Below are 25,585 nucleotides of genomic sequence, written 5' to 3'. Positions count from 1 at the left end.
CGAAAAGACTCGAGGAGGGACGAGCATGAAAGCCGTACTCGCAGGGACCGTGATCGCCGAGGCGGACGACGCCGACGTGGTCCTCATCGAAGGGAACAGCTACTTCCCGCCGTCGTCGGTGCGACCGGGGGCGCTCGTCGAGAGCCCGACCCCGTACACCTGCCCGTGGAAGGGCGCGTGCCAGTACTACTCGGTCGTCGCGGAGGACGGCGAGCACGCCGACGCCGCCTGGGCGTACCCGACGCCCTATCCCACCGCGATCGAGCGCGTCGGTCGCGACTTCTCCGGCTATGTCGCCTTCGCCCCGGGCGTCGAGGTGGGCCCCTAGCGGGCGTGGGGCAGTCATGATCGAGTTCCGATCGGTCTCGAAGACCTTTCCCGACGGCACGCATGCCGTCAACGACTTCGACCTCGTCATCCCCTCGCGGCGCACGACCGTCCTCGTCGGGTCGTCCGGGTGTGGCAAGACGACCCTGCTGCGCATGATCAACCGCATGGTCGAGCCCTCGTCCGGTGCGGTGGAGATCGACGGGGAGAACGTGCTGGAGGGCGATCCGGTGCCGCTCCGCCGCCGCATCGGCTACGTCATGCAGAACTCCGGCCTCATGCCGCACTTCACCGTGCTCGACAACGTCGCGACCGTGCTGCGCCTGAACGGCGTCGGACGGGCGGAGGCGCATGAGCGCGCCCGCGGCATGCTCGACACGGTGGGCCTCGACCGCTCGCTCGCCGACCGCTACCCCAGCCAGCTCTCCGGCGGGCAGCAGCAGCGCGTTGGCGTCGCCCGAGGGCTCGCGACCGACCCCAACATCCTGCTGATGGACGAGCCGTTCGGCGCCGTCGACCCCATCGTGCGCACGGAGCTGCAGCAGGAGATGCTGCGTCTGCAGCGCGAGCTCGGCAAGACCGTGGTCTTCGTCACGCACGACATCGACGAGGCGTTCCTTCTGGGCGATCAGATCGTGATCCTCGACGTCGGCGCGCGCATCGTGCAGGCCGGGTCTCCGGAGGAGATCATCGCCGCTCCGGCCGACGACTTCGTCTCGGCGTTCATCGGCGCCGACCGCGGCAAGCGCTCGCTGCACCTCAAGCACACCGCGCACGGGACCGTGGTGGTCGACGCCGACGGGCGGCCGCAGGGAACCCTCGCGAGCGCGGAGCAGGACGGCCCCGCGCTCGTCGACGGCGGTCGTGCACGGAGCGAGAACGACGGCTGATGCGCTGGATCGCGGAGAACATCGGGCTCATCCTCGAGCTGGCCGTCGTGCACGTGCGCCAGAGCCTCATCGCCCTGGTGCTCGGGTTCGCGATCGCCGTGCCGCTCGGCCGGGTCGCGTGGCGGTACCGCCTGGTGCGCGGACCCATCATCGTGCTCACCGGGCTCCTCTACACGATCCCCTCGCTGGCGCTGCTGATCCTCCTGCCCGCCACGCTCGGCTATTCGGCGATCAGCGAGTCGAACCTCGTCGTCGCGCTCACCATCTACGCCGTCGCGATCCTCGTGCGCGCGGTCTCCGACGGGCTGGACGCCGTCGACCCCGACATCCGCCAGGCGGCGACGGCCATGGGGTACGGATCCACGCGCCGGTTCTGGACCGTCGAGCTGCCGCTCGCGGGCCCGGTGATCCTCGCCGGGCTGCGGGTCGCCGCCGTGAGCACGATCTCGCTCGCGACCGTCGGGATCCTCATCGGCGTCACCAACCTCGGCTACCTGTTCACCAACGGGCTCCAGCGCCGGATCATCGAGGAGGTGCTCGCCGGGGTCGTGGCCGTCGTGGTGCTCGCGCTCCTCATCGACCTCCTCCTCATGCTGGCCGGACGGATGCTCATGCCCTGGCAGCGGGCCTCCGCCGCCCCCGCACGTCAGAGGCGGGCCAAGCCCGTGGAGGCCACGGCATGAACCTCTTCGTTGAGGCGATCCGCTGGCTGTTCGCTCCGGAGCGGATGCAGGGGCAGTACGCCCTGCCCCTGCTCCTCGGACAGCACCTGCTGTACACGGTCGCGTCGGTGGCCGTCGCAGCGCTCATCGCGGTCCCCCTCGGCTGGATCATCGGGCACACGGGGCGCGGCCGGGAGATCGCGGTCGCCGTGTCCGGTGCCGCGCGCGCGATCCCGTCCTTCGGCCTGCTCGTGCTCCTCGTCCTGCTCCTCGGCGTCCTGCGCACCCCCGAGGCGGCGCTGATCACCTTCGTGCTCCTCGCCATCCCCTCGCTCCTGGCGGGCGCCTACACGGGGATCGAGGCCATCGACCGCCGGGTGATCGACGCGGCGCGGGCGATGGGCATGACGTCGTGGCAGGTGTTCCGGAAGGTCGAGCTCCCGCTGGGCCTGCCGCTCCTGATCGGCGGTCTGCGCGCAGCGGTGCTCCAGGTGATCGCGACCGTCACGATCGCCGCCTATGTGAACCTCGGCGGCCTCGGCTGGCCGATCATCCAGGGCATCCCGCTGCGTCGTTTCGACCAGGTGCTCGCGGGAGCCATCCTCGTCGCCGTCCTCGCGCTGCTCGCCGACCTGCTGCTCGCGATCGCCCAGCGCGCCGCGGTCCCCGCGGGGATCCGTGCGGCCGGCGGCGGCTCGTCCCCGTCCCGCTCCTCACGGAAGGCGCGCGCGGCCGCCGCCTGATCCCGAGACCCCGTCCCATCCCGCCATCCCCACCATCCGTCATCGTCCCCGCATCACCGTCCGCCACAGAGAGGAACACCATGTTCACCGCTCGACTCACCCGCACCGTGCTCGCCGCCGGCGCCGCCGTCGCGGTCGCCGTCACCCTCAGCGCCTGCGGCTCCGCCAACCCCCTCGACGAGCCCAAGGCCACGTCGTCCGCCGGCTCCGGAGACAGCACGATCGTCATCGGATCGCAGGCCTACTACTCGAACGAGATCATCGCGGAGATCTACGCGCAAGCCCTCGAGAAGGACGGTCTGAAGGTCGACCGTCAGTTCAACATCGGACAGCGCGACGCCTACATGCCCGAGATCGAATCCGGTGAGATCACCCTCTTCCCGGAGTACACCGGCAACCTGCTGGAGTACCTCGACGACAAGGCGACGGCCACCAGCCCGGAGGACGTCTATGCGGCGCTGAAGAAGGCGCTGCCGGCCGGCCTGGTCGCGCTCGACTACGCCGAGGCGTCCGATCAGGACACCTACACGGTGACCAAGGCCTTCGCCCAGGAGCACAGCCTGACATCGATCGGGGACCTCTCCAAGGTCCAGAGCCCCGTCACGATCGGCGCGGCGCCCGAGTTCGAGCAGCGGCCCTACGGCCCGGCGGCGGCGAAGAAGGCCTACGGCGTCGACCTCGGATTCTCGGCCACGGGGCCGACGACCCTCGAGGCGCTGCTGGCCGGCACCGTCCAGGTCGCGGACATCTACTCGGCTGACCCCGCGTTCCAGACCGAGCAGATCGTCGCCCTCAAGGACCCGGAGAACATGATCCTGTCCTCCAACGTCGTGCCGATCGTGAGCGCGGGCGTCGAGGGGAAGGTCGCCACGGCGATCAACGCCGTCAGCGCCAAGCTCACGACCGAGGAGCTCGGCAAGCTCAACGTGCAGAGCACCGTCGACAAGAAGTCGGCGGCCGACATCGCGAAGGGCTGGCTGAGCGCGCAGGGCCTCGGCTGACCCGCATCCTCACGAAGAACGCGGCCGCACGGACCATCGAGGTCCGGGCGGCCGCGTCGTGTCTACCGCGATCGAATCGTCTCCGCCGCGATCTGCCGAGGGACTGCGCGTCAGCGGCGTGCGTCCTGGCGGGGGATCCAGACCTGCTTGACGATGATGAGGACCGAGGCGGCCACGGGGACGGCCACCAGCGCGCCGAGCAGCCCGAGCAGGGTGCCGCCGGCGAGGGCGCCGATCACCACGAGGGCGCCGGGCACCGAGACCGCCTTGCTCATCACGCGAGGCGTGAGGACGTATGCCTCGATCTGCATGTACACGAGATAGACGATGGCGAAGATCAGGGCGGGGATGGGGTCCGAGAAGAGGGCGATGCCGGATCCGATCACCCAGAAGAGCACCGGCCCGACGAGCGGGATGAGGGTGACGGCGAACGCCACGGTCGCCATCAGCGGCGGGAACGGCAGGCCGAGGATCGTGTACAGCAGGAGGGCCAGCATCGCGTTGATGAACGCCAGGATCACCATGCCCTGCACGTAGCCGCCGACCGAGCTGGTGATCTGGTCGGTGATGTCGCTCGCGCGCGCACGGTCGCGGGCGGGGGCGAGGCGGAGCAGCGACTCCTTCATCGCGGGCAGTGTCGCGATGAAGTAGAGGGTGAGCACGAGCACGATGATGGTCCCGGAGATGCCGGACGCGATCGAGGCGCCGACCTGGAGCGCTCCGCCCCCGATCATGGCGATGTTGTTCGGGTCCGTGAGGAACTTCTGCACCTCGCCGAACAGGTCCTCGAACTGCGAGCCGAACTGCCCCTCCAGCCAGTGGTAGACGTCGCTGGACATGAAGTCCCGGATCATCGGCTGGATCGACTGGGCGAAGATCGTGACCTGGCTGATCACGATCGGCACGACGAGGATGAGCACGATCGCGAGGAGCGCGAGCAGCGAGAGGATGACGATGAGCACGCTCCACCCGCGGGAGAGGCCCCGACGTTCGAGGAAGCGCACCGCCGGGTCCAGCCCGAGGGCCGCGAACAGCGCGAACGCGATGTAGATGAGGACCGTCGAGAGGTTCGAGAGGGTGAGGCCGAGGAGGATCGCGGCGAGGCCGCCGAGGGTGGCGAGGAAGCCGAAGACGAAGGGCTTGTCGACGCGGGTCCAGAACGAGGCGCGCGGCTGCGTGGCCTCCACGTACGGCCTGGCCGGCGATTCCGGCGGTGAGTCCGCGGCGCCGGGCGTCGAGGCGGATGCCGCCTCGGTCGCGTCATCGATGACCGTCTCCGTGGCGGCGGTCGCGGTGGCGTCCTTCGCCGCGGGCTCGGTCGCGTTCTCGTCGTGGCTCATGGGATCACCCTAGGCGAGCATGCACCGGGAGGCACGCTATCGTCGGAGTGCCGAAACGGGAGGAGCGACCATGACCGCTGCGGAGGATCCGAGGGACGAGCTGCTGCGCCTGCGTGCAAGCATCGACAACATCGACGCGGCCCTGGTCTTCATGCTCGCCGAGCGCTTCCGCTGCACCCAGCAGGTGGGGCGGCTGAAGGCGGAGCACGAGATGCCGGCGTCGGACCCCTCGCGGGAGGAGCAGCAGGTCGCCCGGCTGCGCGCCCTCGCCGAGGAGGCGCACCTGGACCCGGAGTTCGCCGAGAAGTGGTTCAACTTCGTCGTGGCCGAGGTCATCCGACACCACACCGAGGCAGCCGAGGGGCGCTGAGGGCGCGGAGTCCTGTGATCGTCTCCGGGCGCCGTGCGCGTCCGGAGATCGTTGGTGCGCGCATGCATATGGTGAGATATGATCGTTTTCGCCTAGTCCGATCACAATCACGCAGATGTGCGTGACTCAGGAGAGCCGCGATGACCGAGCAGACAGCGACCCCCGGCGCACACATGCGCGAGGAGCTGGAGTCCCAGCCCGCCACCTGGGAGCGGGCCGCCGCGATGACGGCCGAGCAGGCGCTCCTCCCGGCGCACGGCGCACGCGTGGCCGTCATCGGCTGCGGGACGTCGTGGTTCATGGCGCAGTCGTATGCGGCCTTGCGCGAGACGGGCGGATACGGCCAGACCGACGCGTTCGCGGCGTCCGAGGCCTTCGTCGATCGCGGCTATGACGCCGTCGTCGCGCTCACCCGGTCGGGCACGACCACGGAGGTGCTCGAGCTCGTCTCCGCCCTCAAGGCCGGCGGGTCCGCGCCGCGCGTGGTCGGCGTCGTCGGCGACGCCGGGTCCCCCCTCGTCGACCTCGTCGACGACGCGATCCTGCTGCCGTTCGCGGATGAGCGCTCCGTCGTGCAGACCCGTTTCGCCACGACCGCCCTGGCCCTCTTCCGCGCCTCCCTCGGCGAGGACCTCTCCTCCGCGATCGCCGACGCCCGTTCCGCGCTCGCCGACGTCGACCCGACGCTCGCCGAGGCGGAGCAGTACACCTTCCTCGGCCGCGGCTGGACCACCGGCCTCGCCCATGAGGCGGCGCTGAAGCTCCGCGAGTCCTCGCAGTCCTGGACCGAGTCGTACCCGTCGATGGAGTACCGGCACGGGCCGATCGCGATCGCGGCGCCCGGCCGGATCACCTGGCAGTTCGGGGCCGCGCCGGAGGGACTCGCCCGGCAGGTGGAGGCGACCGGCGCCCGTTTCGCGGAGCACCCGATCGACCCGATGGCGGATCTCGCGCGGCTCCACCGCGTGGCCCTGGACCGCGCGCTCGCGAAGGGGCTCGACCCCGATCAGCCGCGCAACCTCACCCGCTCGGTCATCCTGGGCGACTGACCCCCGGACCCGACTCCCGAAGACAAGACCCGACTCCCGAAGAAGCGAAGGCCCGGAGGCGAGGATGACGAACGAGAGAGCCGGACGCCGTGACCCGGCGGAGCGGGCATCGATCCCGGACGTCGTCGTCGACGCATCGGGCGACCGTCTCGTGGCCGCCCGTGGGATCGGCGCGGGGGCCGCGGTGCTCGCGTTCGACGTGGGCGGGACCGACATCAAGTCGTCCCTGTTCGATGCGGAGGGGCGCGCGCGGGGGCTTCGCCGCACCCCGACGCCCGCGGCGGGGGAGGATGCGCCGGCCCGGCTCATCGCCCGTCTCCAGGAGCTCGCCGCCGAGCTGCGGCAGGAGCATCCCGGCATCGATCCGCAGGCCGTCGGCCTGATCGTGCCGGGGATCGTGGACGAGGTCGCCGGCGTCGGCGTCTTCTCCAGCAACCTCGGCTGGCGCGATGCGCCGATCCGCGCTCTCGCCGAGGAGGCGTTCGGTCTGCCCGTCGCCTTCGACCACGACGTGCGGACGGCGAGCTGGGCGGAGCACGTCCTCGGCGGTGCGCAGTCCTACGACGATGCGGTGGTGCTGATCATCGGCACCGGGATCGCGGGGGCGCTGCTCCTCGGCGGACGGCCGTACACCGCCGGAGGGTACGCCGGGGAGATCGGTCATTCCCCGATCGGCGACGAGCCGCTGTGCGCGTGCGGTGCGCGCGGGTGCCTGGAGGCGATCGCCTCCGCCGGGGCGATCGCGCGGAGGTACGAGGCGGCGACCGGCAGGCGCGTGGACGGTGCCAAGGAGGTCATCGCGCGGGCGACGGCGGGCGATCCGGTCGCCGGCCGCGTGTGGGATGAGGCCCTCGACGCCCTCGCCCTCTCGATCGCGCAGCTCACGGCCGTCATCGCCCCGCAGGCGGTCGTCATCGGCGGCGGGCTCTCCCGGGCGGGAGGTGCGCTGTTCGATGAGCTGCACGCCCGTCTCGTCGCGCGCCTGAGCTTCCACCGGATCCCGGCGCTCGTGCCGGCCGAGCTGCGCGGGAACGCCGGGATCCTCGGGGCCGCCCTGCGAGCGAGGGAGATCGCATGATCGTCACCGTGACGCCCAACCCCGCCCTCGATCTCACCTGGCACGTCGACCGGATCGTCCACGGCGGCACCCACAGGGCGGACACCGGACGGTCCCGCGCCGGCGGCAAGGGACTGAACGTCGCCCGGGTCGCCCACGCGGCGGGCGCGGCCGTCAGCGCGGTCACGACGGTCGGGGGCGCGACCGGCGGAGAGTTCGCGATCGAGCTCGTCGAGAGCGGGGTGCCGAACGTGCTCGTCCCCGTGGCCGCAGCCACGCGGCGCAGCATCGCGCTCGTCGACGAGAGCCTCGGCGACACCACGGTCGTCAACGAGCGCGGCGAGAACCCGACCCCCGAGGAATGGGACGCCCTGCATGCCGCGGTGGGCACCGCGCTCGCCGAGGCGGGACATGGCGCCGGTGCGGGGCTGGGCTCAGACGCGTCGGAGGGCTTCGGTGCGGGACAGGAGAGTCGGCCGGTGCTCGTGGTGTCGGGCAGCGTGCCGCCCGGCGCCCCGGACGATCTGATCCCCGCGCTCATCGCCCAGGGGCGCGTCGCGGGTGCCGAGGTGATCGCCGACACCTCGGGATCGGGACTCCTCCGGGCGGCCGACGCCCGGGCGAGCGTGCTCAAGCCGAACGCCGCGGAGCTCGTCGAGGCGACCGGCATCGCGGATCCGGTCGACGGCGCCCGTTCCCTGCTGCAGCGGGGTGCGGGGCTCGTCCTGCTCTCGCTCGGCGCCGACGGGATGCTCGCGGTGAGCGAGGACGGGCTGATCCGTGCGCGCCTCGCCGAGCCCCTGGCGGGAAACCCGACCGGGGCGGGCGATGCCGCGGTCGCCGCCGTCGCTGTGCTCCTCGCCCAGGGCGAGCGCGATCCGGAGATCCTCCTCCGCCGGGCGTCCGCCTGGTCCGCCTCCGCCGTCCTCATGCCGCTCGCCGGCGAGATCCACGATTCCTGGCCGGCTCTCGAGTCGGCGCTCCTCATCGATCGTAAGGACTTCCGATGACCCTCGTCTCCGCCCGCGACCTCGTCTCCGCGGCAGCCGCGCGGGGCGCCGGCATCGGCGCCTTCAACGTGATCCACCTCGAGACGGCGGAGGCGCTCGCCGCCGCCTCCGAGCGCACGGGGCTTCCCGTCATCCTGCAGATCTCGCAGAACTGCGCGGACTATCACGGAGGGCTCGAGCCGATCGCGCTCGCGACGCTCGCCGTCGCCCGACGTGCCGCGACGCCGGTCGCCGTCCATCTCGACCACGCTGAGCGCCCCGAACTCGTGGACGAGGCGATCGCCCTCGGCTTCGGATCCGTGATGTTCGACGGCGGGCGGCTCGACGACCTCGACAACATCGCGCTCACCGCGGCGGTCGCCGGCCGCGCCCATGCCGCGGGCGTGTACGTGGAGGGAGAGCTGGGCGAGGTCGGCGGCAAGGACGGCGCCCACGCCCCGGGCGTCCGCACGGACCCGGATGCGGCGCGGTCGTTCGTCGCCGAGACCGGGGTGGACGCCCTCGCCGTGGCCGTCGGGTCCTCGCACGCGATGACCGATCGCACCGCCTCGCTCGACCTCGACCTCATCGCCCGGCTGCGTGCGGCGCTCCGCGGCGCGGCGGCGGGGGGCGATGTCCCTCTCGTCCTGCACGGCTCCTCGGGCGTCCCCGACGACGTGATCGTCGCTGCGGTGCGCGCAGGCATGACCAAGATCAACGTGTCCACCCACCTCAACGGCTTCTTCACGCGGGCGATCCGGGAGCGGCTGGCCTCCGACGAGCGTCTCGTCGACTCGCGGAGGTACCTCACCCCGGCGCGCGAGGCCGTGACCGCGGAGGCCGCCCGGCTCCTCCGCCTGTTCGCGCTCGAGGATGCATCGGCACCCGCGACGGGCGAGGCAGGCGGGGCACCGCGCGTGGACGGTGGCGTAGGGCGATGAAGCGCGCGGCGCGGCTGAGCGCTACCCTCGACCTCCTCGCCGCCCAGGGCGAGGTGACCGTCGAGGATCTCGTCGACCGGTTCGCCGCGTCCCCGGCCACGGTCCGGCGCGACCTCGACAGCCTGGCCGAGCGCCGGCTCCTCACCCGCACCCACGGCGGGGCGGTCGCGCAGTCGGTCGCCTACGAGCTGCCCATCCGCTACAAGAGCCATCACCGCACGGACGAGAAGGAGCGGATCGCGAAGGCCGCATCCGCCCTGGTCGCGCCGGGTGCGGTGGTGGGGCTCTCGGGCGGCACCACGACCACCGCGATCGCCGCGGCGCTCGCGGCCAGGGAGGACCTCGCCGAGCACGGGCTGACGGTCGTGACGAACGCCGTGAACATCGCCGCCCAGCTCGCGACCCGCCCCGATATCAAGGTCGTCGTGACCGGCGGCGTGATCCATGCGCGCAGCTACGAGCTGGTGGGACCGTTCGTTGAGCAGCTGCTGCGCGGCATCCGTCTCGACATCGCCTTCATCGGCGTGACCGGCATGGACGCCGCGTCCGGCGCGAGCACGCACGACGAGCGGGAGGCCGCGGTGAACCGGATGATGGCGCAGCGCGCCCGCCGTGCCGTTGTCGTCGCCGACTCCGCGAAGGTCGGTGTGGCGGCGTTCGCCGCGGTCGGCGGGCCGGAGCTCTTCCCGGTGCTGCTCACGGACGCCGGCATCGCCCAGAGCGACCGCGAGGCGTTCCAGGATGCCGGCTACGAGGTCGTCATCGCCGAATGACGTTGTGGGCGCCCTATCTGCTCCGGCGTCCGGCGGCGTGCTCGAAGATGAGGCTGGTGCTGGTGGAGGCGACCTCGGGGCGCAGGCTCAGGGTGTCCGAGACGAGCTCGCGGAGGGCGGCGGAGTCGTGGACTGCGACGTGGAGGAGGAAGTCCCGGTCCCCGGCGAGGAAGTACACCCGCTGCGTCGCGGGCTGGCTCTCCAGATAGACCTGGAAGCGGCGCAGGTCGCCGCGCGCGTGGGCGTGCAGACGGATCGAGATGAGCGCCTCCAAGTGCAGGCCCATCGCCGCCGCGGCGATCTCGGCGTGGAAGCCGACGATCACACCGCGGGCCTGGAGCGCGCGGACGCGTTTGAGGCAGGTGGACTCCGCGATGCCCGCCCGGGCGGCGAGGTCGGTGTTGGAGATCCGCCCGTTGCGGCTGAGCTCGTCGAGCAGGACGAGGTCCGTCGCGTCCAGACCGCTCGACGGGGCGGCGGAGAGGGGCGAGGATTCCGATGCGGTCATGAGGTTTCCTGAGCTGTTGAGGAGGGATCACATCTCTGTCTCGGCAAGATTACGCAGATTCTTCGCTCAGACTTCGCAAAGAGCGTCGAGATCTGCATGATCACAGGCAGGGGCGATGCTCTGCCCCGGGAGATTCGGGAGGACGCGATGGTGCGATCGATCGTCATCGGTGCGGGAATGGTGGGCCTCGCCACCGCCTGGCACCTGCAGGAGCGCGGTGTCGAGGTGACGGTGATCGACCGCGCCGGGATCGCGGCGGGATCGTCCTGGGGGAACGCCGGCTGGCTCACCCCCGGCAAGACGATCCCGCTCGCGGATCCGAGCCTGTGGACCTATGGGCCGAAGGCGCTGCTCGACCCCGATGCGGCCCTGCATGTGCCGTTCCGGGTGGACCCTGGGCTGTGGTCCTTCCTCGCCCAGTTCGCCGCGCACGGAACGGACCGGGCCTGGGACCGCACCATGGCGGCGCTGACGCCGATCGACCGGATCGCGTTGGAGTGCTTCGACGAGCTGAACGCGGGCGGCGTGGACTCCTGGACCCGTGAGGGGCCGTTCGTCATCGGCTTCGAGCACGAGTCGCACGCGAAGGGCTTCCTGCACGAGGTCGCCGGCGTGATCCGGCATGGGCAGGACGTCCCGTTCGAGCGTCTGGACGATCCGAGGTCGCTCGCGCCGCAGCTGTCCGAGGCGGTGTCGTTGGCCTATCGGCTGGACGGGCAGCGCTTCATCGAGCCGGCGCCGTACGTCGAGGCGCTCGCCGCCGCCGTGATCGCGCGCGGCGCGCAGCTGATCACCGGCCTGGAGGTGGTGGACGTCTCATCCACCCGGCGTCCGGTGGTCGAGCTCTCGAACGGGGAGCGGATGGAGGCGGACTCGGCCGTGATCGCGACCGGCGCTTGGATGCCGCGGCTGGCCAGGCGCCTCGGCGTGCGCACGCGGGTCCAGGCCGGCCGCGGCTACTCGTTCACCGTGGACACCGACGAGCCGGCGGAGCACCCGGTCTACCTGCCGTACCAGCGGATCGCCTGCACGCCCTACGAGGGGCGTTTCCGGATCGCGGGGACCATGGAGTTCCGCGATCCCGACGAGCCCTTCCAGCCGCGTCGGATCCAGGCGATCATCGCCCAGGCGCGGACCCTGCTGACCGGCGTCGACCTGGATCGCCGTCACGACGAGTGGGTGGGCTCCCGCCCGGTGACGCCCGACGGCCTGCCCCTCGTCGGCGCGACGAAGGCGCCGAACGTGTACGTCGGCGGCGGGCACGGCATGTGGGGGATCGTGCTGGGCCCCGCGACCGGCAAGCTCCTCGCCGAGCAGATCGTCACCGGCCGGATCGATCCGGTGATCGCCCCCTTTGACCCGCTGCGCTGAGGCCGGGGTTGGGGGTGTGCTTGATGCCCCGCCGTGGCAGGTTCTGCGGGTTGAGCGGCGTGTCAACCCGCAACAACTGCCACGGCGGGGCACTTGTTGCGGGGCCCTCTGCCCCAATCCGGGTCAGCGGACCGGGGCAGAGGGCGTGGTGACGGCGAAGCGTTCGGCGTAGGCGGCCCAGCCGGACTCGGCGGGGACTGAGCGCAGGCTGCGGTTGGCGATCGCGAGGACCGTGGCGATGCCGCAGAGCGCCGCGCTGAGGAGGATCGTCCCCTCCCGGCCGATGGCTGAGAGGCCGACGCCCGCGATGAGCGGGGCGAACGGCATCGCCCCCATGCCGAAGACCATGGTCGCGCTGTTGGCGCGGCCGAGCAGGGCACTGGGCGTCGCGACCATGAAGTACCCCATCATCGCGGCGTTCAAGGGCGGGAGCAGCAGGCCGGGCACGGCGAGGATCAGGATGATCGGCAGGGGCTCCCGGACCAGGGCCATCGCCGCGGCCCCCGCCGTCAGCATGGCGAGCCCGATCATCATGAGCATCCCTGCACCGACCCGACTCACGATCGGCCCCGCGAACAGTGCCCCGACGAGCATCGCGACGCCGAGCCCGGCGGAGATCCACCCGATCACGGCCGGCGACTGTCCGTCCTGCTGGAGGGCATAGATCACGGTCGTCATCGCCGCGTTGAACCCGAGGTTGATGATCGTCATGATCAGGAGGACGCCGCGCAGATCGGTCCGGGAGAAGAGCCAGGCGACCCCTTCGCGGATCTCGCGGCCGGCATTCCGAGAAGCGGGAGCGGGCGTCGCATCCGCCCCGGAGCCGTTCGCGGCGACAGCCGATATGGAAGCCGCGCCGGCATCTTCGGCGATGTCGGAGGATGCGGCATCGATGGGTGCGGCCTCGACGGGTGCGGCCTCGGAGGATGCAGCATCCGCCCCGCCGGTCGCGGGGCCTCGGAGGCGGGGGATCATCGCGGCGGTGAGGGCGGCGATCAGATGGCTTCCCGCCATCACGAGGCCGACGAGCCACCCGCCCACAGCGAGCAGCGCTCCGCCGAGCGGCCCGCCGGCGAGCTGGAGCACGGCTTCCCGAGCCTGGTTCGCGGCCTGCGCCCGGCCCATCGTGTCGGCGGCGACGACCTCCTTCAGTGCGCTCTCCCCCGCGACGTCGAAGAGGGCGGATCGGGCTGCGAGGAGCACGTCGATGACCAGCAGCACGACGAAGGTCAGTGCATCGGTCAGGGCGAGGACGGTGAAGGTGCCCGCGATCAGCGCGCCGAGGATCGAACCGAGCACCATCAGCGCGATCCGCGAGTGCCGATCGGCGAGCACGCCGCCGAACAGGACCAGAACGACCCGGACGCCCATGCCGACTGCTCCGATCACCCCCGCCTGAATCGGATCGTCCGTGATCATCAGGGCCAGCAGCGGCACCGCGAAGCCGAACAGCGCTTGCGCGAGGCCCTTGGCCGTGTCGCTCACCAGCCAGGCCACGTAGCGCGCATTGCTCCAGAGCGATGTCCGTGCGGTCATGGGCCTCACTGTAGATGCGCAGGAGAAGTTGCGCAAGATTAGTTGCGCAACTTCTCCTGAGTAGACTTCTGGACATGGCAGAGCCCGTCGATCGTCCGGAGACGCCGTTGACGACGGCCATGCTGAAGGCGTTCGCCAATCCGCTGCGCCGCCGGATCCTCCGGGTCTTCCGCACCGATGGCGCTGTGCGTGCCGTCGATCTCGCGGCGCGCCTGGGCGAGCCGGCAAACAAGATCAGCTTCCATCTGCGGGTGCTCGCCGAGGCCGGCTTCATCGCGGAGAGGCCGGAGCTCGCCCGTGACCGGCGTGACCGGGTGTGGTCGGCCGTGATGGACGGGTTCAACCTCGGCGGGGCCGAGAACCCGGTGCCCGATCAGGTGCTCGGCGATGTCGTCGTCCAGGGGCTCGTCGACGATCACAATGAGCGGGTGCGGCGTCTCACCGCCTGGGCGTCCGAGTACCTCTCCGGGGCGACCGCCGAGGCTCACGGAACGTTGTCCCACGACGGTCTGATGCTCACGTCGTCCGAGTTCGTCGCGCTCCTGGAACGTCTGCATCAGGCGATCAAGGAGGCCGAGGAGACCCATGACCCCGCCTCCGGCGAGGAGTCCCGCTTCTACGAGATCGACATCATCGCGGCCGACGATCGCATCTGACCGTCGCCGCTGGGCCTGGCCCGCGCGGCCCTGGCCCTGCCCCGGCCTGGCCTGGCCGTGCGTTTGTGCCCCGCCGTGGCAGATCTTGTGGGTTGGCCGCATGCTGAACCCACAGAACCTGCCACGGCGGGGCACAAACCGTTGCACACCCCGGGCCGCGACCGGGCCGCGAACCGTCAAGGGGTCGCGCGGCGGAGGACCAGGTAGGAGGTCGTCGCGAGGACGGCGACCACGCCCAGAGCCCAGAGGGTGAGCCCCAGCGCCCCCAGCGTCATGATCCCCTCCCAGACCTGCGGCCACAGCCCCAGCCGGGTCACGAGGAACGCGATCCCGATGAGGACGAGCACCACGCCCAGACTCGCGACGGTGGTCATCGTCGCGCCCCCGCGCTTGTAGATCGTCGCGCCGGCGAAGCCGATGAAGAAGAAGAGCATCGCGAGCGTGAAGTACGTAAGGCCCGCGGCGAACGGACCCGCCTCCCACAGCCAGGGCAGGCGGAAGACGTAGCCGTTCAGGCCCCAGCCGCCGGTGAGCTCCTCGATCCAGCCGCCGACCAGGAAGACCAGCGACATGAGGAACGATCCGAGGATCGCTGTGACGAGCGTCCCCAGGAAGAACTCGCGCCGGGTGACGCTCATCGCCTGGGAGAACGGGAAGGTCAGCGTGAGCGCCGACATCCCGATCGCGAAGAAGTACCAGAGCGGCGCCTGGGCGGCACCGCCGAACTTCGGGCCGCTGATGGGGATCATCGCGTAGATGGGGATCGAGACGAGCATGGCGCTGCCGAGGATGATCAGCGGCACCCAGATGAACATCTGCCTGTTGATCAGCTGAAGTCGGATCACCTTCAGGATGCGGGACATCAGCGCACCTCCTCCGTGGTCGTGAGCCTGGCTGTGTTCGTGTCCGTCGCGACGCCCGCCGCGGCCGCTCTCTCGCCCGCTGCCCTCTGCGTCAGGCGCACGATGAGCTGCTGCAGCGAGACGGGCGCGAGGTCGAGTCCGTCCGCCTCGACCGCCGCCCGCTCGGCGGGTGAGAGAGCGCCGAGGACGGTGAGCGAGGCGACCCGACCGAGCGCCTCCCGGTGCAGCACCTCGCGGCCCGGGCCCAGGCTTCCACCTTCGCGGCGTCGCCGACGATCGTGACGGCGCGGTCCCGCACGGCGTCGGTCTCCTCGTCCAGGAGGATCTTCCCGTCGTCGATAACGAGCACCCGTTCGATGAGGTTCGAGACCTCGTCGATCAGGTGGGAGGACAGGATCACCGTGCGCGGGTGCGCGACGTAGTCCTCCAGCAGCCGGTCGTAGAAGATCTGCCGCGCGACGGCGTCGAGGCCGAGGTACGGCTCGTCGAAGAAGGTGATCTCGGCCCGCGACGCGAGGCCGATGATGACCCCGACCGCGGACAGCTGTCCACGGGAGAGCTTCTTGATCCGGCGCTTCAGCGGCAGCTGGAACTCCGCGACGAGGCTGTCGGCCAGCTCCTGACTCCAGTTCGGGAAGAACAGCCGCGCGGCGCGGAAGGCGTGATTGGGCGTCGCGTCGTCCGGGTACTTCTGGCTCTCGCGGACGAAGCACACCCGGGACAGGACTCGGGCGTTCTCATAGGGCTCCTCGCCGAACACCCGCACATCTCCCGATGTGGCGAAGTTCTGCGCGGTGAGGATGGACATGAGCGTGGTCTTCCCGGCCCCGTTGCGTCCGAGGAGGCCGTAGATCCGGTCGGGTTCGATCGCGATCGAGACATGGTCGAGGGCGAGCGTGTCGCGGTACTTCTTGGTGAGGTTCTTCACCTCGATGACGGCGGTCATGCGGGGTTCCCTTCGGTGCGGGCGCCTGCGGCGCGTTCGCGCAGCAGGTCGGCGAGATCTTCGGGGCCGAGGCCGAGCGTGCGGGCCTCGGCGATGAGCGGGTCGATGAACCGGTCCGCGAACACGGCGCGGCGTTCGCGGAGGAGGACGTCGCGGGCGCCGACGGCGACGAACATGCCGATCCCGCGCTGCTTGTGCAGGATGCCCTTGTCGACGAGCATGGCGACTCCTTTCGCCGCGGTGGCGGGGTTGATCCGGTAGAACGCGGCGAGCTCGTTCGTCGACGGGGCCTGGGCCTCCTCCGCGAGCGAGGCGTCGAGGATGGACTCCTCGATCGCCTCGGCGATCTGGAGGAAGAGCGCACGGCCTTCGTCGATCACTGGCTCTCCTCAGGGTTCTATGGTTACCTACTCGACTAAGTAACCATAGAACCTGGCATGCGTCAACACCGGACCGTGGATCTGCCGCGCTCGCCGCGGTCAGGGGGCAGAGACGGCGTCGGCGGCTGAACCGGCGGCCGAGTCAGTGCGTGCGTCAGTGGCCGAGAGGGTGGGCCAGGGGGAAGGAGGCTTCGACGCGGAGCCCTCCCTCGGCGCGGACGTGGAGCACGAGGGCGCCGCCGAGGGCATCGACGATCGACGCGGCGATGGCCAGCCCGAGGCCCGACCCGCCGCCGTGCGCGGTGCCTCTGGTGCGCTGGGAGCCGCGCTGGAACGGCTCGACGAGGGTGGGGAGGACGGCGGGATCGATCGCGTTGCCGGTGTTCTCCACGATGAGCCAGGCGCGATGCGCGTCGGCGACGATCGCGATCGACGCGAAGCCGTCCAGGGGCAGGTTGTGCACGATGGCGTTCTGCAGCAGGTTCGTCGCGAGCTGTGTCAGCAGCGCCCGGTCGCCGCGCACCGCGACGGGGCCGATCGCGGTGCCGATGCGGACGCCGCGGGTGGCTGCGAGGCCGTGCAGCAGCTCCGCGGCCTCCTCGGCGGCGAGCGAGAGGTCGACGGGCTCGGTCTTCGGCGGGCGCGCATCGATCCTGGCGAGCAGCAGGAGGGCCTCGGTGAGGTCGATCGCGCGGTCGTTCGCCCCGCGCAGCCGGGCGAGGAGAGCGGGGACATCGGGGTCGGGCTCGGCCTCGGCGACGTCCAGCAGGGTCCGGGTCACCGATAGCGGGGTGCGCAGCTCATGGGAGGCGTTCGCGGCGAAGCGGCGCTGCCGTTCGACGTCCCCCTCGATGCGCGCCAGCATCGCGTCGAAGACGTCCGCGAGCTCGCGGAACTCGTCCTGACGCCCCGGCATCCCGATCCGGTGGGTCAGGGACCCTGCCGCCGCCAGACGTGCGGCGTCGCCGATCGCGGTCAGCGGGCGCAGCATGCGCCCCGCGAGGAACCACCCGCCGACGACGCCCACGAGCAGCAGCGCCACGAGCACCCAGGCCACGGCCGGGACGAACGCGCGGATCAGGTCGCCGCGGTTGGGGGCGTACGACCCTCCGCGCGGGTCGCCGATGTACAGATTCTCCTCGGGCACGTAGCGCAGGAGGTACAGGGCGACGACGCCGAGCAGCAGGACGCCGGCCACGATCACGAGCGCGGCGTAGCTGAGTGTCAGCTTCACCCGGACCGAGAGCCCGGGGGCGCGTGGAGCCGGGCGGGAGAACCGGACGGAGGGATCAGCCATCGTCGCCCCCGCCTGCCGGCTTGCCTGTCCTGGGTCCCTCTCCCGGCCCGTCTCCCGTGTTCTCCCCCTTGTCCTCCCCGGTGTCGATCCGGTAGCCGACGCCGGGGACGGTGAGGATCAGCCACGGCTCGCCGAGCCTCTTGCGGAGGGCTGAGACCGTGATCCGCACCGCGTTCGTGAACGGGTCGGCGTTCTCGTCCCAGGCGCGCTCCAGCAGCTCCTCGGCGCTGATGACGCCGCCGTCGGCGGCCATCAGCACCTCCAGCACCGCGAACTGCTTGCGCGTGAGGGCGATGTAGCGTCCGTCGCGGAAGACCTCGCGCCGGAACGGGTCCAGACGCAAGCCGCCGATCTCGGTGACCGGAGGGGTCGATCGCGGCGAGCGACGGGCGAGGGCGCGCAGGCGCAGCACCAGCTCGCGCAGGACGAAGGGCTTGGTGAGGTAGTCGTCGGCGCCGATCTCGAATCCGCTCGCCTTGTCGTCGATCCGGTCCGCGGCGGTGAGCATCAGGATCGGCAGGCCGGATCCGGAGGACACGATCCACCGGGCGATCTCGTCGCCGGAGGGGCCGGGGACGTCGCGGTCGAGGATCGCCACGTCATAGGCGTTGATCGCCAGGAGCTCCAGTGCGACGTCGCCGTCGGGGGCGATGTCGGCGGCGATCGCCTCGAGGCGAAGACCGTCGCGGACGGCGCCGGCGAGGTCCGGCTCGTCCTCAACGATCAGCACGCGCATGGGGGAAGCCTATTCACCCGGGTGTATCGCCGACATATCCAAAACCCGATACGGGCGGGCAACGCGCGCTCCGATGTGCTGGGGGACATGAGCACGAACACTCCCCAACCCCGCCGTCTCTGGGCGGCGACCGTCATCGGCCTCGTCGCCCTGCTCGGCGCCGGAACCGTGACGGCGATCTCCACCGCCGCCGCGGCGAGCCGCCCGTCCGCCCCCCACTCCGTGGACACGGTGACCGTCGATGAGGCCCCGACCGGAACAGGCGAGCCCACCGCGGCCGACGGCTTCATCGCGGACGGCGACTCCGTCTCGCCCTTCGACGGATCCGCCCGCGCGGTCACCCGGCTCGATCCGGCCCTCCTGGACGCGCTGCACGCCGCGGCATCGGCGGCGAAGGACGACGGCGTCTCCTTGCGCGTCGCGAGCGGATGGCGTGCACCGGCGTACCAGGCGTGGCTCCTCACGCAGGCCGTGCGCACCTACGGCTCGGAAGAGGAGGCCGGGCGCTGGGTGGGCACGCCGGAGACCTCCCGCCACGTCGCCGGGGAGGCCGTCGACATCGGTCCCTACGACTCCGCCGACTGGCTTGACCGCAAGGGCGCGGCCTTCGGCCTCTGCCGCACCTACGACAACGAGAAGTGGCATTTCGAGCACTTCCCGCAGGCGGTGGATGAGGGCTGTCCGCCCATGTACCCCGACTTCTCGCAGGATCCGAGGGTCCAGCGATGACCGCGGTCGCGTATCGCCCGGTCGCAGCGTCGGGGCGCGCCGGTCTCCTCCCTCCTCTCCTCCCTCCTCTCCTCCCTCCCCTCGCGCCTGAGGTCCGGGTCGCGGGTGCGGGACGTGCGGCGGGTCCCGTCCTCGTCATCGAGCTTGCCGCGGTCGAGGCCAACGTGCGCGCCATCGCCGCACGCACGAGGGCGCAGGTGATGGCGGTCGTCAAGGCCGATGCGTTCGGGCACGGGATGGCCGCTGTCGCGCACCGCGCCCTCGCCGCCGGTGCGTCCTGGCTGGGGGTGACCGACGTGTCGGAGGCACTCTCGCTGCGCTGGCCGGCCGAGGGCACGGGGATCGGCGCCCCCGTGCTGGCGTGGCTCCACCCCTCCGGCATCGATGTCGAGGGTGCCGCCCGCGGGCGCGTCGATCTCGCCGTCGGATCCCCGGAGGAACTGGAGGAGGTGGTGGCGGGAGCGGCGCGGCTGACCGGACGGGCCGTCTCCGGCCGGCCGGTCCGCGTGCATCTGCACGTCGACACGGGGATGGCTCGGGGCGGAGCCGTGCGTGCGGACTGGGCGGCATTCCTCCGCATCGCTGCCGACGGCGCCGCGCGCGGGCTCATCCGGGTGTCGGGGCTGATGGGTCATCTTCCCGACGCCGATCGGGCGGAGCCGTGGCGCAATGCGGCGGGGGTCCGCGCGGTCGCGGAGGCCGAGGGGATGGCGAGGGCGGCCGGCATCCCCGTGCCGCTGACGCACCTGGCGGCGACCGCGGCGACGCTCACGGATCCTGCGACGCACGGGGACCTGGTCCGGATCGGCGCGGGGCTCGTGGGCATCGATCCGTCCGGCACCGTGCCGCTCCGCGGAGCGTCCCGGCTGACCGCGCCGGTCGTGCACAGCGTGCGGGTGCCGGCGGGGACGACCGTCGGCTACGGCGGATGCCACGTGACGGCCGAGGCGACGAACCTCGCCGTGGTCGGGCTCGGCTATGCCGACGGGATCCCGCGTGCGCTCGCCCCGGAGGCCGCGGTCGCGATCGGCGGCGAGCGCTTCCGGATCGTCGGGCGGGTCTCGATGGATCAGATCGTCCTCGACACGAGGGCGCGGAGCATCCCGCGCGGCGCCCTCGCGACGGTGTGGGCGCCGGCGGGATCGGCGGCGCCCACGGTCAGCGACTGGGCGCGCTGGGCGGGGACCATCCCGCACGAGATCGTCACGGGCGTCGGCCCGCGGGTACGGAGGGAGGTCGCATGAGCGCGCGCGTCGTGGTGGTCGGTGGCGGCGGCAATGTGGAGCACGAGGTGTCGCTCGCCTCGGCGGCCGGTGTCGCCGAGGCGCTGGAGCGTCGCGGCCACACCGTGGACCGGCTCACGATCGGGCGGGACGGGCTCTGGCACCGAGGAGTCCCGGGCGACCCGGAGCACGCCTCGGACGATCCGGCTTGCGATCCGGCCCCGGACACGCGATCCCGCCGGGAGGCGCGGGCGGCCGGTCTGGCCGATGCCCTGGCCGTGATCGGGCGGGCGGACGTGCTGTTCCCGGCCGTGCACGGCCCGTTGGGCGAGGACGGCGCGCTCGCCGCCCTCTGCGCGCTGGTCGGGGTGCGCGTGGTCGGATCCGGGATCGCGGCGGGCTCGGCCGGGATGGACAAGCACCGGTCAAAGCTCATCGCGCGTCAGGCCGGCGTCCGCACGGCGCCGGGACGGGTGGTCACGACGCGCGACCTCGACGACATCGCGTGCGAGGAGGCGGTGGTCGTCAAGCCTGTGTCCTCCGGATCCAGCCATGGCGTCTCCCTCGCCCGCGACGAGGCGGAGCTGGTCGCGGCCGTCGCCCTCGCCTGCGAGATCGACGCGGGCGTGGGTGTCGGGGCGGGTGCGGATCGGGGCCGCGGGCGTGCGCTCGTGGAGCCGGTGATCCGGGGGCGTGAGATCGACGTCGCGGTCCTCGGGGAAGCCGATGGCACGCGCTGGGCCGCTCCGCCGCTGGAGATCCACGCGGCGGGCCTCTTCGACACGGCCGCGAAGTACGACGGGTCTGCCCGGTTCACGGTGCCGGCGGAGATCCGTCCGGACCAGGCTGCTGCGCTCGAACGGGCGGCGCTCGCCGTGTTCGACGCGTTCGGGTGCCGGGGGCTCGCGCGCGTGGACTTCTTCCTCACCGAGGAGGGCCCGGTCTTCAATGAGATCAACACGATGCCCGGGCTGACCCCCGCCTCCCAGGCGCCGAGGATGTTCGCGGCGGCAGGCGTCGGGTACGACGAGCTCGTGCAGCGCCTGGTCCGCGGCGCCCTCCGGCCCTGACCGGGTCAGGCGTAGAAGCCGTCGCGGAGGTTGATGCCGTGCTCGGCCCAGACCTTCAAGGCGGCGAGCATCCCGGTCCAGCCCTCGCAGTTGCGAAGGCGCGGGTCGCTAGGTCGGCCCGATGCACTCCTGTCGGCCCGTCGGGCGCGGATGGGCCGACAGGAGTGCAAACGGCCGACAGGAATGCGGGGCGTCTGCCCACGGGATCATCCCGCGGTCCAGCCGTTGAGGTCAGGCCGCGGGCGAGCTCGGGCCCTGTTCCGGGGCCATCTCGAAGTCGTACCACGCGGGCACGGGCCGATAGGGGAAGGCCTCACGCCAGAGCGCGGACATGCTCAGCTCCCCCTCGCGGAGGTCCGGGATCTCGAAGCGTTCCTCCAGGAGGCGCCCCGCCTCGTCCCGATCGCCGAGGGCGAGCGCCGCGCGGACGGCGAGCGCCCGGAACCGGCCGAGGCAGCGGACCTGATCCGGCTGCCCCTCGACGAGGGCGCGGGCCTCGGCGGCCCTGCCGGTCGCGAGCAGCGCGTCGCCGAGCTCCAGGGTGAGGGGGATGCAGTCGGGGGCGAGCGCGTGGGCATCGGTCAGCCGGGCGATCGCATCGGCACGAGCCTCGCTGTCGTCGCTGAGACCGGCCCCGCTCTCCCCGTCTTCCCCGGCGATCGCGAGCAGCGCGAGGCCGAGCCCGCGGAGCGCCCAGGGGCTTCGCGCCTTCCGGAGCGATGCCTCGTAGTGCGCGATCGCGGTGCGGAGGTCATCGGCCGCATGCCGCATCACCGCGAGGTGGTACTGCGAGAGCCACGTCTGCGGGGCCGCGGAGAGCAGGCGCTCCCACCCCTCGCCCTCGACGTACGAGCTCGGCGGGACGGAGGGGTCGGCGTCCGGCAGAGCCCCGTCCAGCAGCGCGGCCCAGGGGGATCCGGGCTCGTCGGGCGTGAAGTGGACGCCGGGAAGGGGGGCGAACGGCTCGCCGAGCCTCGCGGAGAGCGCGGCCTCCAGCGAGCCCCACGGCGATCCCTCGGCGAGGAGTCGTCCCGGCTCCGCATCGGCGACGGCATCGAGGCGGGCCGATGCGGCGGCCCCCACGCCGTCGGTGAGCTGCGCCACCCGGTCGCCGGCTGCCTGCACGGCCTCGCTCCAGGAGCTGTCGAGCCGTGGGTCGTCGATCCGGATCGGCAGGAATGTCTCCGTCCACTCCCAGGTCGCGCCTCCCGGCATCGGCAGATGCTCGTACTGCGTGGTCGTGAGGCCCGCCTGGATCTCGAAGTACTCCCCGGTCGCCCCGCCGAGCCAGTCGCACCAGCGTCGTCCGCCCGTGGTGTCTCCCCAGACGAACAGCTTCCGTCCGGTGAGGGGAGCGGTGGAGACGTGGGCGAGGCCGTTGCGGTCCTCATCGACGGCGACGATCCACGGGCGCACGGCCTCGCCGCGCTCCTGAGCGGTTCCGGTGACGTCGAAGAAGAAGTCCGCGGCGGCCGGAGCCGTGGCCGGGCGGCTCGCGTCGAGCTCCTCCAGGTCCACGGTGGAGAGCGCGCCGTCGTAGCCGGTCTGGTAGGCGCGGGCGGCCGGGGCCAGAACCCGGCTTCCCTGCTCCTGCGCGACGGCGATGTTCGTCCACCAGTACATGCCGGTCTCGCGGTCGTGCGGGTTGCGGATCCGGACACGGACGTGCAGCGCCGGTGCGTCCGCGTCGAGGGTGGCGTCCAGCTGGAGGATCAGGCCGCGCTTGCGCTCGTACTCCCACATCCGCAGGACGGGCTCGCCGTCGGGGCCCGTGACCTCGGCTGCGTAGACCGGATCGCAGGTGAGCGGCCAGTGCCCGCGCATGCCGATGTTCCACTCGACGCCGCCCGAGAACCACGCGTTGCGCAGGCCCAGGTTGGCCGGCTGGAACACCGCGTTGCGATAGAGCAGGTCGCGTCCCGTGCGCCGGTCGACGAGCGAGAGCAGACGTCCGCCGAGGCCGAGCGCGAACTCCGCCCTCAGGTGATCGTTGCCGAGCACCGCGACGCGCAGGGGCGTCGGCGTCCGCTCGCGACCGTAGTCGTCCTGCAGCAGATACGGATGGATCGACGAGACCTGTCCGTACCTGAGGTTCGCGGCGATGCCGTCCGGGAGTCCGGCGATGTCGGCTTCGTAGGGGGCCTGGGGCATGGCGGCGACGGCGGGCAGGGGATTGACCGGCCCGAGGTTCGCTGCGGGGAGGACGTCGTCGGTGACGCTCAGCGTTGCGCTCATCCGGTCAAGTATCGCGGATCCGGAGCGCCGCGGACAGCGCCGGGCGCGGCGATTCCCCGGGGCGCGTATGGGCTCGGCGGGGTTCGGGTGGGGCCCGGCGGGTTCGTCGTCGGTTCGCCGTCGGGCCGTACAGTGGGCGGGTGTCCGAGTTCCCCTTCGCCCGGTTGCGGCGGCTCCCCGATGTGGAGGCGCCGAACCTGCAGGCCTGGGACGCGACCGATGAGCTCCTCGTCGCCCGCGGCGTGGCCGAGGCGGCGGCCCGCGGGCTCCGCGGCACCGAGATCGCGGTCATCGGCGACGGCTACGGTGCGATCACCCTGGCCTTGAGTGCCGCGGTCGGTGCAGGAATCCGGGTGCATCAGGATCTGGTGACGGGCCGGCGTGCGCTCATGCGCAATGCCGAGGCCCTCGGCATCTCCGGGTTCGCCGCTCACGAAGCGGACGGGGCGCTGCTCGACGGGGCGCGTCTCGTGCTGCTGCAGCTGCCGAAGGGGCTGGGCGAGCTCGAGGAGATCGCCGATGCCGTGGCGCGATGGGCGGCGCCCGATGTCGTGCTCATCGCCGGAGGGAGGGTCAAGCACATGACCCTCGCCCAGAACGACGTGCTCGCACGATCCTTCCGTGGCGTCCAGGCGCAGCGCGCCGAGCGGAAGTCGCGGCTGGTGAGCGCCGAGGATCCGCTGCCCGTGCCCGAGGAACCGCCTTTCCCTGTGTCCGCCGTCCATGCCGACGTGGCCGGGGCGGACCTCGTGGTCCGCGCGCACGGCGGCGCCTTCGCCGGCGCCCGCATCGACATCGGCACGCGGGTGCTCCTGGAGACGATGGACGCCGGGGCTCTGGCGGCGCCTGGCCCCGCCGTCGTCGACCTCGGCTGCGGCACCGGCGTGCTCGCGGCGTGGTTCGCGCTCCGGCATCCGTCGGCGTCCGTCATCGCGACGGACCGATCCGCCGCGGCGGTGCGCTCGGCGCGGGCGACCATGGCGGCCAACGGCATCGAGGGCCGGGTCCGCGTGGATCTCGACGACGCGGGATCCGCCCTCCCCGCCGGGGCGGCGGATCTCATCCTTCTGAACCCTCCGTTCCATCTCGGCGCGAGCGTCCACGAAGGGGCAGGGCGGCGCCTGATCGATGCCGCGGCGCGCCTGGTCCGGCCGGGCGGCGAGATCTGGACGGTGTTCAACTCGGGCCTTGACCATCGCCGTGCGCTCGCCGCCGTGGGGCCGACCACGCAGATCCACCGCACCCCGAAGTTCACCGTCACCCGCTCGGTCCGTCCCGTCGGCTAGTTCCGCCTGGATCCCGGGCTCTGAGCCCATGCCCTGTTGGATCTGGTGCCTTGTTGCCCTGCTGGGTCTGTGCCCTGTTGCCCTGTTGCCCTGTTGCCCTGTTGGGTCTGCGCCCTGTTGCCCCTGCTGATTCTGTCGGCCTGGTGCACTTCTGTCGGCCCGATCTGGCTGGATGATCCGACCTGGGTGCAATAGGCCGACGAAAGTGACGTTGCCCCCGATGTCTGCGTGGCCTCTGGCAGCGCCGGTGCAATGCCGGCTGGGGGATCTCGGCGGGGCTGGCTGGGTGGTCCTGGGCTGTTGGTGGATTGTCGGATCAAGTGAAGGATGTCGGCCGGATTTGGCTGGATGATCCGACCCGGGTGCAAGGGGCCGACAAAAGTGACGTTGCCCCGATGCCTGCATGGCCGATGCCGATGCCGATGCAATGTCGGTTGGTTGGCTGGGTGATCTCGGCCGACTGGCTGGCTGGCTGGATGGCTGCTCCTGGGCTGTTGGTGGAATTGTCGGCCGGGTGCACTTCCGTCGGCCCGATCCGGCTGGACGGTCCGACCTGAGTGCAGTGGGCCGACGGCGCTGCACAATCCGGCAACCCCGGGCTCCGGCA

25 protein-coding genes and 2 pseudogenes are annotated in these 25,585 nt (G+C 71.7%); 17 read left to right on the top strand and 10 right to left on the bottom strand.

The window, feature by feature from the left end:
• The first annotated feature begins 25 nt into the window (after positions 1-25).
• The 5 genes from J2Y69_RS07710 to J2Y69_RS07690 all read left to right on the top strand — a co-directional run bounded on the left by J2Y69_RS07710 (position 26) and on the right by J2Y69_RS07690 (position 3,623).
• Positions 26-328 (top strand): DUF427 domain-containing protein, encoded by a 303-nt coding sequence (locus J2Y69_RS07710; RefSeq protein ID WP_310019232.1) that lies wholly within the window; start codon positions 26-28, stop codon positions 326-328.
• Between the two features lie 16 nt (positions 329-344).
• A complete protein-coding gene (locus J2Y69_RS07705; protein WP_310019231.1) occupies positions 345-1,217 on the top strand; it encodes an ABC transporter ATP-binding protein in 873 nt (290 codons plus the stop codon).
• Positions 1,217-1,900 (top strand): ABC transporter permease, encoded by a 684-nt coding sequence (locus J2Y69_RS07700; RefSeq protein ID WP_310019229.1) that lies wholly within the window; start codon positions 1,217-1,219, stop codon positions 1,898-1,900. The genes J2Y69_RS07705 and J2Y69_RS07700 overlap by 1 nt, the downstream gene beginning before the upstream one ends.
• Positions 1,897-2,622 (top strand): ABC transporter permease, encoded by a 726-nt coding sequence (locus J2Y69_RS07695; protein WP_310019227.1) that lies wholly within the window; start codon positions 1,897-1,899, stop codon positions 2,620-2,622. The genes J2Y69_RS07700 and J2Y69_RS07695 overlap by 4 nt, the downstream gene beginning before the upstream one ends.
• Before the next feature lie 80 nt (positions 2,623-2,702).
• A complete protein-coding gene (locus tag J2Y69_RS07690; RefSeq protein ID WP_310019225.1) occupies positions 2,703-3,623 on the top strand; it encodes an ABC transporter substrate-binding protein in 921 nt (306 codons plus the stop codon).
• 110 nt (positions 3,624-3,733) lie between these two features.
• Here J2Y69_RS07690 and J2Y69_RS07685 read toward each other — a convergent pair whose 3' ends face one another.
• Positions 3,734-4,963, bottom strand: a complete 1,230-nt coding sequence (locus J2Y69_RS07685; RefSeq protein ID WP_310019223.1) for an AI-2E family transporter — start codon at positions 4,961-4,963, stop codon at positions 3,734-3,736.
• A gap of 70 nt (positions 4,964-5,033) precedes the next feature.
• Between J2Y69_RS07685 and J2Y69_RS07680 the strand changes: the two genes are divergently transcribed.
• The 6 genes from J2Y69_RS07680 (at position 5,034) to J2Y69_RS07655 (ending at position 10,142) form a co-directional block, all read left to right on the top strand.
• Positions 5,034-5,333: a chorismate mutase gene (locus tag J2Y69_RS07680; protein WP_310019221.1), complete on the top strand. Its 300-nt coding sequence runs from the start codon at positions 5,034-5,036 to the stop codon at positions 5,331-5,333.
• A gap of 140 nt (positions 5,334-5,473) precedes the next feature.
• Positions 5,474-6,382: an SIS domain-containing protein gene (locus J2Y69_RS07675; RefSeq protein ID WP_310019219.1), complete on the top strand. Its 909-nt coding sequence runs from the start codon at positions 5,474-5,476 to the stop codon at positions 6,380-6,382.
• A gap of 64 nt (positions 6,383-6,446) precedes the next feature.
• Positions 6,447-7,460 (top strand): ROK family protein, encoded by a 1,014-nt coding sequence (locus J2Y69_RS07670; protein ID WP_310019218.1) that lies wholly within the window; start codon positions 6,447-6,449, stop codon positions 7,458-7,460.
• Positions 7,457-8,449: a 1-phosphofructokinase family hexose kinase gene (locus tag J2Y69_RS07665; RefSeq protein ID WP_310019216.1), complete on the top strand. Its 993-nt coding sequence runs from the start codon at positions 7,457-7,459 to the stop codon at positions 8,447-8,449. Before J2Y69_RS07670 ends, J2Y69_RS07665 begins: the two co-directional genes overlap by 4 nt.
• Positions 8,446-9,369 (top strand): class II fructose-bisphosphate aldolase, encoded by a 924-nt coding sequence (locus J2Y69_RS07660; RefSeq protein ID WP_310019213.1) that lies wholly within the window; start codon positions 8,446-8,448, stop codon positions 9,367-9,369. The genes J2Y69_RS07665 and J2Y69_RS07660 overlap by 4 nt, the downstream gene beginning before the upstream one ends.
• Positions 9,366-10,142, top strand: coding sequence for a DeoR/GlpR family DNA-binding transcription regulator (locus J2Y69_RS07655; RefSeq protein ID WP_310019211.1), 777 nt, complete (start codon positions 9,366-9,368; stop codon positions 10,140-10,142). Before J2Y69_RS07660 ends, J2Y69_RS07655 begins: the two co-directional genes overlap by 4 nt.
• Positions 10,143-10,155: 13 nt before the next feature.
• Here J2Y69_RS07655 and J2Y69_RS07650 read toward each other — a convergent pair whose 3' ends face one another.
• Positions 10,156-10,650: an Lrp/AsnC family transcriptional regulator gene (locus tag J2Y69_RS07650; protein WP_310019209.1), complete on the bottom strand. Its 495-nt coding sequence runs from the start codon at positions 10,648-10,650 to the stop codon at positions 10,156-10,158.
• A 147-nt stretch (positions 10,651-10,797) separates the two neighbouring features.
• On the opposite strand from J2Y69_RS07650, the gene J2Y69_RS07645 reads away from it, so the two are divergent.
• Positions 10,798-12,021, top strand: a complete 1,224-nt coding sequence (locus J2Y69_RS07645) for an NAD(P)/FAD-dependent oxidoreductase (protein WP_310019207.1) — start codon at positions 10,798-10,800, stop codon at positions 12,019-12,021.
• Between the two features lie 123 nt (positions 12,022-12,144).
• Here the strand turns inward: J2Y69_RS07645 and J2Y69_RS07640 are convergent, their stop codons facing one another.
• Entirely contained in the window at positions 12,145-13,557 is a 1,413-nt protein-coding gene (locus J2Y69_RS07640) for an MFS transporter (RefSeq protein ID WP_310019205.1), read from the bottom strand.
• Between the two features lie 74 nt (positions 13,558-13,631).
• Between J2Y69_RS07640 and J2Y69_RS07635 the strand changes: the two genes are divergently transcribed.
• Positions 13,632-14,213, top strand: coding sequence for an ArsR/SmtB family transcription factor (locus J2Y69_RS07635; RefSeq protein ID WP_310019203.1), 582 nt, complete (start codon positions 13,632-13,634; stop codon positions 14,211-14,213).
• Between the two features lie 176 nt (positions 14,214-14,389).
• Here the strand turns inward: J2Y69_RS07635 and J2Y69_RS07630 are convergent, their stop codons facing one another.
• The 5 genes and pseudogenes from J2Y69_RS07630 to J2Y69_RS07610 all read right to left on the bottom strand — a co-directional run bounded on the left by J2Y69_RS07630 (position 14,390) and on the right by J2Y69_RS07610 (position 18,435).
• Entirely contained in the window at positions 14,390-15,076 is a 687-nt protein-coding gene (locus J2Y69_RS07630) for a hypothetical protein (RefSeq protein ID WP_310019201.1), read from the bottom strand.
• Positions 15,076-16,022 (bottom strand): annotated as a pseudogene (locus J2Y69_RS07625) (ABC transporter ATP-binding protein). Before J2Y69_RS07625 ends, J2Y69_RS07630 begins: the two are co-directional and overlap by 1 nt.
• Positions 16,019-16,402: a GntR family transcriptional regulator gene (locus tag J2Y69_RS07620; protein ID WP_310019198.1), complete on the bottom strand. Its 384-nt coding sequence runs from the start codon at positions 16,400-16,402 to the stop codon at positions 16,019-16,021. The pseudogene J2Y69_RS07625 and the gene J2Y69_RS07620 overlap by 4 nt, the downstream one beginning before the upstream one ends.
• Positions 16,403-16,556: 154 nt before the next feature.
• On the bottom strand, positions 16,557-17,699 hold the full coding sequence (locus J2Y69_RS07615) for a sensor histidine kinase (protein WP_310019196.1): 1,143 nt from the start codon (positions 17,697-17,699) through the stop codon (positions 16,557-16,559).
• Complete coding sequence (locus J2Y69_RS07610; protein WP_310019194.1) at positions 17,692-18,435, bottom strand: response regulator transcription factor; 744 nt, start codon at positions 18,433-18,435, stop codon at positions 17,692-17,694. Before J2Y69_RS07610 ends, J2Y69_RS07615 begins: the two co-directional genes overlap by 8 nt.
• A gap of 87 nt (positions 18,436-18,522) precedes the next feature.
• Between J2Y69_RS07610 and J2Y69_RS07605 the strand changes: the two genes are divergently transcribed.
• From J2Y69_RS07605 to J2Y69_RS07595, 3 genes are read left to right on the top strand one after another with little or no spacing between them, the layout of a single operon-like run.
• Positions 18,523-19,164 (top strand): M15 family metallopeptidase, encoded by a 642-nt coding sequence (locus tag J2Y69_RS07605; protein WP_310019192.1) that lies wholly within the window; start codon positions 18,523-18,525, stop codon positions 19,162-19,164.
• A complete protein-coding gene (gene alr, locus J2Y69_RS07600) occupies positions 19,161-20,408 on the top strand; it encodes an alanine racemase (protein WP_310019191.1) in 1,248 nt (415 codons plus the stop codon). Before J2Y69_RS07605 ends, alr begins: the two co-directional genes overlap by 4 nt.
• A complete protein-coding gene (locus tag J2Y69_RS07595) occupies positions 20,405-21,457 on the top strand; it encodes an ATP-grasp domain-containing protein (RefSeq protein WP_310019189.1) in 1,053 nt (350 codons plus the stop codon). Before alr ends, J2Y69_RS07595 begins: the two co-directional genes overlap by 4 nt.
• A gap of 5 nt (positions 21,458-21,462) precedes the next feature.
• Here J2Y69_RS07595 and J2Y69_RS07590 read toward each other — a convergent pair.
• A pseudogene (locus J2Y69_RS07590) lies at positions 21,463-21,549 on the bottom strand (ATPase); the annotation flags it as partial.
• Positions 21,550-21,688: 139 nt separating this feature from the next.
• Positions 21,689-23,692, bottom strand: a complete 2,004-nt coding sequence (locus J2Y69_RS07585) for a DUF5107 domain-containing protein (protein ID WP_310019187.1) — start codon at positions 23,690-23,692, stop codon at positions 21,689-21,691.
• Between the two features lie 140 nt (positions 23,693-23,832).
• Here J2Y69_RS07585 and J2Y69_RS07580 point away from each other — a divergent pair, with 140 nt between their 5' ends.
• Complete coding sequence (locus J2Y69_RS07580) at positions 23,833-24,978, top strand: class I SAM-dependent methyltransferase (RefSeq protein WP_310019186.1); 1,146 nt, start codon at positions 23,833-23,835, stop codon at positions 24,976-24,978.
• Positions 24,979-25,585: the final 607 nt, after the last annotated feature.

It is taken from the genome of Microbacterium resistens (assembly GCF_031456305.1).
GTDB lineage: Bacteria > Actinomycetota > Actinomycetes > Actinomycetales > Microbacteriaceae > Microbacterium > Microbacterium resistens_A.
The sequence above is the reverse complement of the archived record's forward strand: the minus strand, read 5'-3'. Positions and strand labels throughout refer to the sequence as shown.